This window comes from Blastopirellula sp. SH421, assembly GCF_057808535.1.
On record NZ_CM173712.1, the window covers coordinates 3445601 to 3458746 of the forward strand.

At 53.3% G+C, this 13146-nt stretch carries 8 protein-coding genes; 6 read left to right on the top strand and 2 right to left on the bottom strand.

All coding sequences use genetic code 11. The features are described 5' to 3' along the window. Window positions 1-101 precede the first annotated feature (101 nt). The gene (locus SH421x_RS14270; protein WP_488849867.1) at window positions 102-2057 is read right to left on the bottom strand and encodes an amylosucrase; all 1956 of its coding nucleotides are present in this window, start codon (window positions 2055-2057) and stop codon (window positions 102-104) included. Between the two features lie 1984 nt (window positions 2058-4041). On the opposite strand from SH421x_RS14270, the gene SH421x_RS14275 reads away from it, so the two are divergent. From SH421x_RS14275 to SH421x_RS14285, 3 genes are read left to right on the top strand one after another with little or no spacing between them, the layout of a single operon-like run. Continuing rightward, complete coding sequence (locus SH421x_RS14275; RefSeq protein WP_488849869.1) at window positions 4042-6582, top strand: hypothetical protein; 2541 nt, start codon at window positions 4042-4044, stop codon at window positions 6580-6582. Between the two features lie 2 nt (window positions 6583-6584). Next, window positions 6585-6878: a hypothetical protein gene (locus SH421x_RS14280; RefSeq protein WP_488849871.1), complete on the top strand. Its 294-nt coding sequence runs from the start codon at window positions 6585-6587 to the stop codon at window positions 6876-6878. Beyond that, the gene (locus tag SH421x_RS14285) at window positions 6878-8560 is read left to right on the top strand and encodes a hypothetical protein (RefSeq protein WP_488849873.1); all 1683 of its coding nucleotides are present in this window, start codon (window positions 6878-6880) and stop codon (window positions 8558-8560) included. Before SH421x_RS14280 ends, SH421x_RS14285 begins: the two co-directional genes overlap by 1 nt. Before the next feature lie 10 nt (window positions 8561-8570). Here the strand turns inward: SH421x_RS14285 and SH421x_RS14290 are convergent, their stop codons facing one another. Then, window positions 8571-9809 carry an SHD1 domain-containing protein gene (locus SH421x_RS14290; protein WP_488849875.1) on the bottom strand — a complete coding sequence of 413 codons (1239 nt, stop codon included), beginning with the start codon at window positions 9807-9809 and terminating at the stop codon, window positions 8571-8573. Window positions 9810-10226: 417 nt separating this feature from the next. Between SH421x_RS14290 and SH421x_RS14295 the strand changes: the two genes are divergently transcribed. The 3 genes from SH421x_RS14295 (at window position 10227) to SH421x_RS14305 (ending at window position 13102) form a co-directional block, all read left to right on the top strand. Next, window positions 10227-11003 (top strand): M90 family metallopeptidase, encoded by a 777-nt coding sequence (locus tag SH421x_RS14295; RefSeq protein ID WP_488849877.1) that lies wholly within the window; start codon window positions 10227-10229, stop codon window positions 11001-11003. After that, window positions 10991-11641, top strand: coding sequence for a rhomboid family intramembrane serine protease (locus SH421x_RS14300; protein WP_488849879.1), 651 nt, complete (start codon window positions 10991-10993; stop codon window positions 11639-11641). The genes SH421x_RS14295 and SH421x_RS14300 overlap by 13 nt, the downstream gene beginning before the upstream one ends. Window positions 11642-11764: 123 nt before the next feature. Beyond that, window positions 11765-13102 (top strand): ROK family protein, encoded by a 1338-nt coding sequence (locus tag SH421x_RS14305; RefSeq protein ID WP_488849881.1) that lies wholly within the window; start codon window positions 11765-11767, stop codon window positions 13100-13102. The last annotated feature ends 44 nt before the right edge of the window (window positions 13103-13146 follow it).

The following is a 13146-nucleotide window of genomic DNA, read 5'->3' on the forward strand; positions in this document are numbered from 1 at the left end:
CGTAGCAGTCCGGTCTGTCCACTCAAATTGGATCATTGAAAGCAGCGATCGGACTTTTCTCAACACGTGCAGTTGAACTACGCGATGAGAGAATTTCTGCTTTAGCCAGGACGCATTAAAACCAACATTTGATATGGGCCCATCTTTAGCTCATGGGTCGCGGTGACGGTCTGGCCTGACAGTATGTCGATGACCGTTTTGCGGAGGCCGAGCATGCGTAGATGGCGACCTTCGATCTGTTGCTCTTGTTCCGAGAAATTCGCTAACACCAACACGGACGAGTCAACGGCATTGCGAAAGTAGCCCAGCACATGCACATTGCCGGCGTCGACAAACTCGGTTTGAGCCCGGTTGAGGGCGCGAGTTTGTCCACGCAGGTGGACCAATCGCAAGATGTCTTCGAAGACCCTTCCGACGATCGATTCGGGGTTGTGCCGTTCTTTGGCGCGTTCCCAATCGAATTTGCCTCGATGTACCCAGCGTGAGTCTCCCAGCTTGTCGACGTCACTCCGGTAGTTATAGTCGTTGAGCGATGCGATGCCGTCTCCCAGATAGATCAGCGGAATTCCGCCAATCGTCATGATCACGCCGTGCAGCAGATGAATCCGTTTGATCGCTAGGTCGATTTCCTCATCGCTCTTATCGGCGATCGCTTTTTCGAGCCCTGCCAGCGAAGCACAGGTACCGGAGACGCGCGCGTCGCCGGTTACCGGATCTTCCTGAAAAGGTAACCCGCAGGCGAATGAACCTTCAAACTTGCCGCAATAGAAGTTGGTCAGAAAGCGGCGATGCGAACTAGCGTCGAACCCGGCGCCTTCGACATCTTCATTGGAAAACGCCCAGCCAATATCGTCATGGCAGCGAACGTAGTTGACCCACTCGCAGCCGGGATCGATGCGGAATCGTTTTTCGAGCGCATCACGCAATGTACGCGTTTCGCGGGTCGCCAACGAGTTCCACAGCAGCGCCATCAGTTGCGGGTTGTACGAGAGCTGGCATTCTTTCTCGCTGATGTACGAGCGAACGTCGTCGGGATGGACGATCGCTTCGGACTTAAAAACCATCGCCGGGGCCGCGATCCGGACTGCGGCGTTCATCGCGCGTAAAATCAGATGCGCTTCGGGCAAATTTTGGCAGGTCGTACCGAGACGCTTCCAGAGAAACGCGACGGCGTCCATCCGCAGAATCTCGACCCCTTGATTGGCCAAAAACAGGGCCTCTTCGATCATCCGATTAAAGAGGGCCGGATTTTCGTAGTTCAAATCCCATTGATAATTGTGGAAGGTGGTCCAGATCCACTTCCGTAGCTGGCTGCGGTAGGTGAACGCGCCAGGGTGTTCTTCAGGAAAGATCGCTCCCATACTTTTCTCGAACGCTTCAGGCATCGAGCGATCGGGGTACATGCGATAGTATTCCTGACACTCAACATCGCCCAGCAACGCCTTGCGAGCCCATTCGTGTTCGTCAGAAGTATGATTGAGAACGAAATCCAGACAGAGCGATATACCGCGGTGTCGTAATTCCGAGGCCAAGTCGGACAGCTCTTCCATCGTACCGAGCGCCGGATTTACTTCGCGATAACTGCTGACCGCGTAGCCTCCGTCGTTGTCCCCTTTGGGAGATCGGAAAACAGGCATGAGGTGCAGATAAGTGATCCCCATTTCGGTCAGATAAGGAATGTTATCGCGTACGCCTTGCAATGTCTCGGCGAACAAATCGACGTAGCACATCGCACCGGTCATCCGCTGCGATTGATACCACTGCGGATCGGCCTCGCGCAGCGCGTCAAGCGCCTTAAGCTCTGACGGACGATCCAACCACATCTCAGTGATCGAGGTCAGGATTCCTTCGAGATGGAAGTAAAAGTCATATTGATGGCCGTAAAGCGCAAAGAGCTGCCGGAACAATTCAGGGAAATGTTCGTCGATGCGGCGCGAATAGGTTTCCCACTCATTCGGCTCGATCCGATCAGCGAATGTTTTTTTGAGTCGCGGGATCAATCTACGCAGAGCAGTCGCTTCTCGCGTGAGATCTCTGGCTGGGGGCGTTGAGTGCATTGGTTTCTCCATCGAAGCAAATCTAGCTCGCCTGCCGAGTGCGACAAGTCATTTTATTCCGCAAAACTCCCTCAATCGGGGATTCGCGACTGCGACTTCTGCCCGTTTGGCAGACACTTTTACTGCCGCTGGCAGTCTCCAACCGCGCGAAGCCCAGACAAAACAAAGTCGCAATATCAAACAACAGCCGTGCGGAACTCATTACTACAGTATCGCAGAGTCCACCGCGGGTCAGCGCCGCTACCACTTTTTAAGAGCATCTTTTCGGGAAGCATGAGACCGCTGAACACCTTGGCGCCTTTGCCAAATGCTAATTGGGGCGAATCGTCACAATCATGGGAGTTGTCCGTCGGAGTCTCATTTCGCCCGGTTTGGTCAAGCACGAGCTTGCTGCGAATTTTTCAGCTTGAATTTCAACCAGGAGGAACATCATCTTCAAGCCACGCTCGATCTTAGCGGATTCCGCCTTGCGGTTTGCTGCTTCAACTTTCTTGCTTTATCGGATCTGGGTGAGCTGAAATGTTGAGACGATCCCTTTCTTGAAAGCAGGGCTCTTGAACGCCTCAAAGGGACGAGCGAATTTCGACGATGGAGCTGATGAATATTTCAGTATCCCCTCACGGATTGTTGGCTAATACGCTGGGCAATGTCCATTTTGGGTGATACGGACAGATCCTTAACTTCTTACAGATTTCCTGCAGCTTGGCGTCGCCGGTGCTTTCTACGATTCCTCAAAAATCGTCGATCTCTATTCGACGCATCTGAGACTTTTGCCTGGAGTCATGTTAAAAATTCACCGAACCAATCGTTTGCACAATTTCCACTTGCTCACGCGGAACGAAATGCCGCGTAGTAAAGACGAGAGCCACATGCGGGCGAGTTTTTCGGGCAATTTACGAAATATCCGCGGCGGCCCACTTTTCGTTTAGGCGATGTCGGCACGACCGTTCAATCATGCTGAGAATTCTGTCCGTGGTGAATTGCATGACTTCTTTCGACGATCGCAACGCATTGGTCTTCGTTTCTATGGTTGATTTTTTGCAAACGCTGGCTGAGAACCAATCTGCAGTTGCGTAATGATGCCGAACTGCTCCTTCGCTTGCTTGTAACATTCGTTGAGACTTCACTTGCTTCCGCCGCCCAGCAAGATTTTGTATTTGTTCAATATCCCGTCAGAGATCAGCTTGTCCTTGGATGGCGGCAATAAGGTTTCGACGTTGCTGGGCATGCAGGAGCCAACCAATGCATCAAGTGGGACCGTCAGCGCTACCACGTCATACTCTCGAGCAACATTGGACTCCTGCTGTCTGAGCGGAAAGCGTCATGTGTGCGACCGGTAGAACGCCCAGCAGGAGAACCGAAACCATCTCCACCACGCAGAAATTCAGGGCTTTTACAGTCGGATCGTACGAATTGACATTCGCCCCTACCGCTTATGATCGATCATGCTTCAATCTGGCGTGCTGAAACTCAACTTAAAACTGCTCGCACTATTTGTAGTGAGTGATTCCTGACGGAATCATGGGGATGTTTTATTTATTGAGGGATGAGTGCGTTTTTGTTTTTCATCTTTCCAGGCATATTTTCTCTTCAGACGAAGAGACGTTCGATGGATAGGCTACTCACGTTGTTTTGGGATGCGCCAAACCTAGATGGTAGGCGGATTGTTTTGGCCGATCGCTTGATCGGGGCGGGGATTCTGTTGATCTTAGAAGCTATTTTGAGACGCCTGGAGCATTCTGGAATCGGTTTCGAAGCCGCTTCGCGCCGATATGTGCGGTATTTCTCTTCCCTATGACAACGCTCCTGACGCGCAGAATGCACGGAGCGCAGTAGAGGTGCGCCCGCACAATTCTCAAATCTCGCCGTTGCCACTAGTCTCGCTGCCCCCCCGCTGGACTTGTTCTCTATGAACTTTTGGCGATAATTAATAACTGCAGAAGTCGATATTATTGTGTAATTCTGACGCGTCCCGGTGGACCTTATGACTTCCGACTTTCGAATTTACTGGGAGTTGCTAAGGATCTCTCCATCTGAGTGTCCGCCCCATCATTATCGCTTGCTCGATTTACCCCCGTTTGTGGGCGATCCAGCCACGATTGAGGCCGCGTACCAGCGCCAAGTCGCGCGGGTGCATCCTTTTATCGCCGGTCCCTACGCCGTGCAGTGCGTGGATCTCCTTAATAAGCTATCGCAAGCTCGTGATCTCCTGTTAAACGGGGCGGCGAAATCCGCCTATGATGCGGGGCTTGCGCATGCAATCTCGGCGTCACCGTACTCGGTTCCGGCTGCAGCGGGTCAACTCTCCTCTCTGCCGATGGCGACGCGACCGACGGCCCCAGCTACAACAGCTGCCTCCCAGCGCCGTGACAAAGCGTCCCCCAAAAAGAAGACCCAACCGAAGCGAGCTAAATTTCCTACGCTCGCACGTTTGGGAGTGATGGCGGTGCTGTTTGTCGTCACGATGTTGCTGACGATCGTCGCGTTGCGTCCTGACGTGGTCGGTATCGGGAGACCTCAAGCAGATGTAGCCACGGCCGATCCGCCTGAGGTGAAAACTCCCAAGCAGTCGCGTCCTGCGACTGAAGTCAGCCCTACTCCAGTCGCGACGCCGTCTGTGACTCCACCTGCGCAAGTGCCTGCTATGTCGGCGTCGACGACACCTTCCAATCTCGTAACTGACGAAGCGTCTGGGGCGATGCCTACCGCTTCCACAGAACCTGCTTCCACAAAACCTGCGTCGCGCCCCAAGAAGAACGACGCAATCGGATTCGTTGAACTTCAGCCGAACAGCTTTGTGAGCTTGTTTCACTTATTCAATAATAGTCAGTACGTCACCCAAGGGAGTTGGCGAAAGATCGACGACGGATATCAGCCAGTTGGCGACGACGGAGCGTCCGTACAATTCAAGCAACCCAGCAAAGACCTAGAGCTACTGGCTCTCTGCCACGACGCACAAGGGGACATCGGGCTAGCCGTTAATGGAGTCGGGTTCTGGCGCAATGACAAAGATTACACCATCGGTTATCTGCGCGATCCGCAGCACGCGCCAGACTCCCTCAAAGATTTTACCGTCGCTCATAAAACCTTCCCGATAGATACCTTGAAAGTCGACTTCGTGTTCGGCGTGGCGCAGCGCGGAGAGGCACGCTACGTCCTCTTTTTTCCTGATGCAGCGGGCTCGGATGTGACGCCGGCGATGCTACGGATGCCCGACACGGAAGGCGTTGTCCATTTTATCGCACGGGGTAACGTAACGATCCGCCAGGCGAAGGTCTGCGGTCACGACACGATACGGAACGAAGACTGGCCCGTTGAGGAGATCGTCAGCTTCAAACAAAAAATGTTTGAGGAGATCCTCGGCAAAACGGTAGTCGCGATCCCCAAATCGCTTCCCCCGACATCGCCAGTTGCGGCGGCTCCAGCGCCGAAGAGAGCGATGCCGGCGAGGACACGCCCCCAACAACGCATGGTCCCGGGCCTAACGACATGGGAGCCGGCCAATGGCAAGGACTTCAACCCGTCTAACGAAAAATATGACATCGTTGACTATCTGATGCAGTTTCGAGACATGCGCCCGCTCGTCCAAAAGGCGCAAGCGATCGATCCGCAAGATCGGATGCCCGTACCCGTGAAAGGTACAATAGGAGCCGGTTACGATTCGGCCAGGAAAATTTTCCTGAACTATCTAGAGAGTAAAACCAGCACAAAGACGCACGACACTCATGATCAATTCTATCACCAGGCTATCTCTCTCGCTTTGGATACGAAGGACGATAATGTCGGCGTGTACGGTCTGATTTCTGTTGCAGCCCAAGAAGCGGCATACCGTCGGAATCTTCCGCATATCCTTTTGGCCGCTTACGTACGGGCTAGCCGCTTTGATATCGACCCCCATGACGAAGAACTCCGCGTTTTGATCAAGGACTTCCCCACTTTAAATACTTACTCAAAATCACATACAGAGGATCTACTCTATTCTTTTCGCTATTGTCTGGCTAACGCTCGTCAGCGAATCGCGACCGAGCCAGAACTGGCGCTGCGATACCTGGAATTGATTCTGTACAATTTCCACAACCAACCGAAGTTAGCCCGCTATCCCGACGAAGCTCGTGCATTGATCCAACAAATCGAGGCGAAACTCCGCAGCCCTATGCAGTTAGCCGCCGCTGAAGCGCGACTCATGCAAAAACCAGACAGCACCGAGGCGAATTACGCCTTCGGCTACATCCATTGCTTCTTCCGAGAGGACTGGGCAAGCGGGCTTCCTGCTCTTCTCAAATCGAGTGACAGCCAATTGCAGCATGCGGCCAAAATAGAGCTCGGCGGCGACGCGGCTGAGAAAAAACTTGCGATCGGCGACGCGTGGTGGAGTCAACGCGAACACATTTCGGAGGATTATCGCGGCGCCATTATGCGACATGCCGCCGACTGGTATCAACAAGCGCTTCCCAACCTTTCTAGTACGGATCGTCTGTGGGTGGAGAGTCGGATTAACGAAGCTGCACAAATGAAACGAAAGTAGCAGTGGTACCGATGGAAATGTATGACGTCCAAATCGCCTCCTGGTTGGCGATCACCCCCTTGGAACTGCCGGCCGATTTTTATCGCTGGCTCGGCATTCGGCCGTTCGAAACTAATCCAGCTGTGATTACCCAGGGATATGCTGATCGCTTACAGCAAATTGCGGCGGTAGGAGCAACCGGTGAGATCTTGACACAAGCCCAGATGATCTTGAAGTCCGCTTACGAGACGCTTTACGATCCAGCCAGACGGACCGCCTATGATCAATGGCTTATTAGCCAAGCGGTGGTTCAGTAATGAGCATGCAAGTATCACCCCACTCGATTCGCTTGATGCGCGGTTGGTTTGGCTTTACACGGCACGAAACGCCGATCAATCTTTACTCGTTGCTGGGCGTGCGTCTCTTTGAGCGCGACCCGCAGAGACTCGAAGCCGGCCTTCGCTACCGGATCGGGCAGCTACAAAACTATGTCGCAGGCGGCGACAGTGAAGCCTGTCATCAAGCGATCAATGCGGTCAACAAAGCCTATGCGGTGCTGACTCATCCGCAGCGTCAAGCAAGTTATAATCGCCGTTTGATCGAGCGGCGAACGCACCTGGTCGCTTCGGAATTTGAAGAAGTTAGCCAACTACTAAGTGAATCTGGTGAGTTCGCGTTACCCCAGCAGCGAGCGCCGCTTGCCAAGCAAAGCCCGAAAACGCCCATCCGTCCTGCACGCCGCCGCATTCCGACATGGTTGCGCGCATTGTTCTTTATTTCGGGACCAATATGCGGGATCACGTTGGCATTGATGGTAGCGCCGTATGCCCGATCTTATCGGGACAACCTGACTGCCGCAAAAACAAAGCCAGCTCCCAAGCCGGCGGCAACCTCCAATAATGCCGTCTGGCCCCAGCCCAAGGTCGATCCGACTCGTCGCCCTGCCGCGACATCGAAGTCTGCCGCGCCGCCGGCTGTCGCACCACTACCTATCCCAGAGCCGTCTACGCCAAAGTCACCGATCAGACCGAACGAGCCGGCGGTCGAAATGCCAGAGATCACACGGCCGATCGCGCCCAATGTACCGGTCTCGTCTTCACCAACGCGTGCGGCGGTCCCGACCGGTACTGAACTCGCACAAGCCGAATCATTGTTTACCGAATTATTCGGGGACCAGCTTCAAGCGGCCGAGAACGATCCTCAACTACGCAAACAATTGGCGTTTCAATGGATTCAACTGGCCCGCCAAACTCTCGACGATCCTGCTGCGGCGTTTGTATTGTTTCAACATGCTCTACCGCTAACGATTGACGCCGGCGATCCGACACTATTAGAGGCAGCCTCCGCTGAGTTGCTCGGTCGTTATAAAGTCGACGAAGCCAAGTTCAAGCTTAACGTCATTCGTCAGATCTCAGCAGCGAACAATACAGAATGTACCGACATTGGGTTGCAATACGCCTACGACCTGATGGAGCAGAACCTTGCAGCCGATGATTTTTCGCAGCATGAACAGCTAGTCTCCGCCGCCAAAATCATCTCCACCAAGGCTGTAGATCCGGAAACTCGCATGATCGCGCAAATCAATTTGCGACGACTAGCAAAGTACTCCGAAATGAGCGCTGCTGCTGCGCAGGCACGGCAAAACCTGGCCGACAATCGCGAGTCGACTAGCGCCAATCAAACGCTCGGCGAATGGCACTGCTTCTACCGTAACGAATGGGAAATCGGCATCACTCACCTCGCGGCAGCGACAGATCCGCAGCTCAAAGTTGCTGCCCAGCAGGAATCCAATCTTCAACCCGCCGATTGGCAAGCGACGGAGGCAACCGCCGAACTGTGGTGGCATGCATCAGAATCTCGGCCAGACGAATGGGAGCGTTTAGCCATTGAGCATCATGCGATTGAGCTTTATCAGCAAGTCCTGCCGCAATTAAGCGGGTTAAAAAAAGCGGTCGCCGCCAAACGGGTTGCATCCCACCAGCAAAAGCTGCCCGAATGATTGTTTCCGATTACGGCTGAAATTTACCGTCTCTGCAGATCGGACAATCGACCACTCCACTTCCTCGACAGTTATTGCAACGGACGCGAATCGGCGTATTGATAACAAGCGGGCCGCTATTCCGTTGCGTAACGGTTGTTTTTACGCTGCGGACCGTACCGCCAGAACAGCCCGTCACTGGGCAAGGAACTCCTTCCGATCCATAACAAGCCAGACACCAATCATCCTCGAGCGAGAGAAGTGAGTTGGTCATGATGTCCCAACTTTCCGGATCTCTCCAATTGCTTGCGGAGGCGTCTTCGACGTAGCCAAGCAGTTTCCAACTGCGTTGGAAGTTCAGATTGCTGGAGGAACCCAAAGCGATAATCTCCAACAATTGACTTCGTTGGCGAGCCGAAATCTTGCTCGCAGCTCGCGTGACGCCGGATTGCTCGGCGAGATCCGCCAGCCAAAGCATGCGACGAATATTTTGCGCCGTCTCGACAGGCACAACGCCCAGTTCACGCTCTCGATTCATGCAGGAAATCGCGGTTGCGACATTTCCGCTGCGCAAATGAGCGACCGCCAAGTTGTGATAGACGGCGACAAGGTTCGCTTGCTCGTGCGGTTCTAAACTTTGCTCACGAATTAGCAAGTTTCGCTCGCATTTGTGAAATTGGGCGATCGCATATTTAGGAGTTCGCGAAACCACCACATGATAGACGCCCAGCATAAACTCTGGCAGGATATTCTCGGGCAATTCTCGCGCCGCGCTTTCGATTGCGGCTTGATAGTTCTCGGGGCGGCGAGCATCGAAAGCTCGTTTTGCATCAGCGAGCATTTGCAGCTGGCGTTGCTGAGCCTGCTCGTATTCAGCGACTGATGCCCAACCACCCTTCAGCCGAACTTGATCTAGCTCCGCAGCGATGCTTAGTTCTGCTATTTGAGGTGCAAGAGCTTCCTTGTCCTCATCACTTAAATTGGGCTTTTGTGAAAACTCCTCGTAGAGTGCGAGCGCGTCACTGGCCCGCTTACAGCCTGCCGCAATTATGTTGATCTGAGCCAAGTCTAGGACTCCGAGTCGAATCTTATCAACGTTTGCGATCGATCGAGAATTGCGGAGAAAGGATTGATCCTCAAGATGAAGCATCTGTGCGGCGATGTCGATCATCTGGCCGTTCTCTTTTTTCAAGCGAACAACGTCTCCTTGAATTGCTTCCAACGAGGCTAATATTGAGAACTCGCCGCTCGCATTTCGCCAGTTGCGCATCCCAGTTGATGCCACTGAGTCGTCTGGAACGGCAAGCGGGGTTGATTTTGGCTGCGAGTTTTTCAGATTTGGCGGAAGCGTGCGAATGATCGGGGAAAAGAAATCAGCAAATGCAGTGCTGCCGCCGCCGCAAATCAGCAAAATCATCAGAAATAAACGGACGCTTCGCACCACCGCCACCCCCCTGGCTGGAAACTCATATGCCGCCAGTTTGAACTACTTAATGCAGAGTGTCAAGGTTGCATTTCTTTCGATCGCCCCTCGCAAAAGATGCGACCAAGGACTCGCCCAGTCGGCAATTCGGCAGAACATGGATGAGGAAGAGCTTGTATTGCGCCGGCTTTACGAATCGAGACCACGCGGTGATCATAAAGCGGGTCCTATTTACCTTCTCGTATCTCGAACACGGCCCGGCGGATGTTTTTTTCTTGGCTCAAACGGCGGTCGCGTGACCGGATCAAGACCCAACCCTTTCCGCCCCAGTGGCGATCCTTTATCCAAGCCCACTTGTGGCAATATCCGGCCCTGACGCCGACAGAAGTAGAGAAGCTCCAGCATTCGGTCGCAATCCTAGTTGCCGAGAAGAATTGGGAAGGTTGCAACGATCTGCAACTCGACGACCAGATCAAGGTCGCCGTCGCAGCGCAGGTAGCACTGATGACACTGGGGCTTGGGGAAGAATACTTCGACAACGTAATGTCGATTTTGATCTATCCCTCCGCCTATCGAGCAACTTCTCAAGTAGCTTCGCCTGGCGGTTTGGTGATCGAATCTCAGTCCGATCGACTTGGCGAAGCCTGGTATCGGGGGCCTGTGGTTTTGTCATTGCCTGATGTAACGCAAGGAGCGCAAAGTCCCAATCATGCTCGGAATCTCGTAATCCATGAATTTGCGCATCAACTGGATATGCTGAACGGCCGATCCGCCGATGGGATTCCTCCCATGGATTCAGACGAACAAGCTCAAAATTGGCTCCACCACTTCCAACGTGCTTACAAACAACAAGTCCACGATTGCCAAGCGGGGCATCGATCGTTGGTCGATTGTTACGGGGCAACCAACGAGGCCGAGTTCTTTGCCGTCTTATCGGAAGCGTTTTTCCAAACCCCGAAAAACCTAGCTACTGCCGACCATGACTTGTTTGAGGCCATGCGCACTTACTATCAACAAGATCCGTTGCGATGGTCCCCTTGAAAATGATCGCTGTCTCTCTCTACGCAAATTGGATGCTGGCAGTCGTCAAGCTTCCCTTTACTTTGTCTTTGGTAACAGTACTGATCGCCACGGCGGTATGGACCAGTACGCATCACGCGGAGATCGCACCGCGCGATCTACACAACTGGGGTTACGCGCCGCGGCATTTGCTAGCTCTCCAGTGGTGGCGAGTTGCTACATCTTTATTGATTACCGTCGGAGGCTGGCGATTTTACGTATCGCTGATTGCGGCCGGGTTATTTTTGGGCAGTTTAGAGTGGAGAGTCGGCAGCGTGCGGTCTGGACTCCTATTTTTTGCAGTCCACGCCCTAACGCTTTGTTGCGAATCGCTGCTCGTCGTCCCGGCACTCCGTTATTTTCAGCATCCGCTGGGGGATCTTCTGCAAATAACGCATGATGTTGGGCCATCGGCTGGCTACTACGGGTGCTTGGGCGCCTTACTATGGATTGACCGTTGGCCACCGTCACTAATCTCACTTGTGGCTCTATTTTTGTTGGTTCGCCTAGTCGTCAGCTTGATCACGGTGGGGGGAACGCCGAGCGGTTTATCGGCAGATGCAGCACATCTAATTGCTCTGATATTCGGTTTAGCCGGCGGGTATCTGTATACCGCGTAATCCGTTGCCCTTGAGCGTTGCTTTATTGAACCTATCGAACGGGACAGGATTACCGATGGTCATCCCTGCCCATATTTCGTTAGAATCGGAGAGCTTTTTCGCGATACGCAGTGAAGGGACTTCATGATAATCTTGACCATCGACGTCGGCGGAACCCATGTCAAAATACTCACGTCGGTAATCGATCAGAAGCGATCGTTCGACTCGGGGCCAGATTTGACTCCAGAGCAGATGGTCGCTGGCGTCAAGAAGATCACGGCCGACTTAGAATTTGACGTCATTTCCATCGGAGTTCCGACGCCGGTGGTACGAGGAAAAATTCAGCAAGAGCCCCACAACTTGGGTGACGGCTGGGTCGGTTTTGATTTTGAGAAGGCGCTGGGTAAGCCGACCAAGTTGACCAACGACGCCGCGATGCAAGCGATGGGGGATTACCACGGCGGCCGCATGCTCTTCTTGGGATTAGGAACGGGATTGGGCTCGGCGATGATCGTTGACGGGATTCTGCAGCCGATGGAGCTTGCGCACCTACCTTATAAAAACGGCAAAACGTTTGAGGATTATCTCGGCGTACGCGGACTTGAGAGGCATGGGAAGAAAAAGTGGCGCACAATGGTCCTGGATGTCGTCCAGCGACTCTCGGCAGCACTTGAAGCCGAATATGTGATTCTCGGCGGTGGAAATGCACGATTGGTCGATGATCTGCCTGACAATACCACGCCCGGCGCCAACAGTAACGCTTTCTTGGGTGGTTTCCGGTTGTGGGATCAATCGATTGGGACCTCTTCGGTGCGCGTCGGCGACCAAGAAAAGCCGCGTGTAATCCGGCGTACCAGCGACGCCGCGCAGCAAATCACCACCTTATTTGTGGACATCGGCGGTGTGCTGTTGACCAATGGGTGGGATCGCAAATCGCGGATGTTGGCCGCCAAAGAGTTCAATCTGGACTACGCTCAAATTGACGAGCGTCATCAATTTACCTTTGATAAGTATGAAGTCGGCAGACTAAGTTTAGACGACTATCTGGATCGCGTGATCTTCTTTGAAGAACGTTCCTTTTCACGCAAGGATTTTCAAGACTTCGTATTTGCCCAGTCTCAGCTGCTTCCCGAGATGCTGGAGTTCATGCTTCAGGTCAAAAAGCTGAATCACTTGCATGTGATCGCGCTCAGCAATGAGGGACGCGAGTTGACCGAACATCGAATCAAGGAATTTAAGCTAGGTGAGTTGTTCGACTGTTTTATGTCCTCCTGCTTTGTCCATTTGCGCAAACCGGACGTCGAAATCTATCGCTTGGCGATGGATGTCGCTCAGGCAAAACCGAATCAGATCGCTTATATCGATGACCGCACGATGTTTGTCGACATCGCGCGCAGTCTTGGCATTCAAGGGATCGCCCATAAATCGTGCAAAGAAACAAAGCACGCGCTGCTTGGACTAGGGCTGAAGATTGAAGAGTAACGTTCAGCCGTTAACATCAAGGATCGCTGGCGGAGTGAACCGTT

Bases quoted from the DNA above. Each gene is read 5' to 3' on its own strand.
- SH421x_RS14305 (WP_488849881.1), top strand. From the start codon at position 11,765: ATGATAATCTTGACCATCGACGTCGGCGGAACCCATGTCAAAATACTC.
- SH421x_RS14290 (WP_488849875.1), bottom strand. From the start codon at position 9,809: ATGCGCAACTGGCGAAATGCGAGCGGCGAGTTCTCAATATTAGCCTCG.
- SH421x_RS14300 (WP_488849879.1), top strand. From the start codon at position 10,991: ATGGTCCCCTTGAAAATGATCGCTGTCTCTCTCTACGCAAATTGGATG.
- SH421x_RS14285 (WP_488849873.1), top strand. From the start codon at position 6,878: ATGAGCATGCAAGTATCACCCCACTCGATTCGCTTGATGCGCGGTTGG.
- SH421x_RS14270 (WP_488849867.1), bottom strand. From the start codon at position 2,057: ATGCACTCAACGCCCCCAGCCAGAGATCTCACGCGAGAAGCGACTGCT.
- SH421x_RS14275 (WP_488849869.1), top strand. From the start codon at position 4,042: ATGACTTCCGACTTTCGAATTTACTGGGAGTTGCTAAGGATCTCTCCA.
- SH421x_RS14295 (WP_488849877.1), top strand. From the start codon at position 10,227: ATGTTTTTTTCTTGGCTCAAACGGCGGTCGCGTGACCGGATCAAGACC.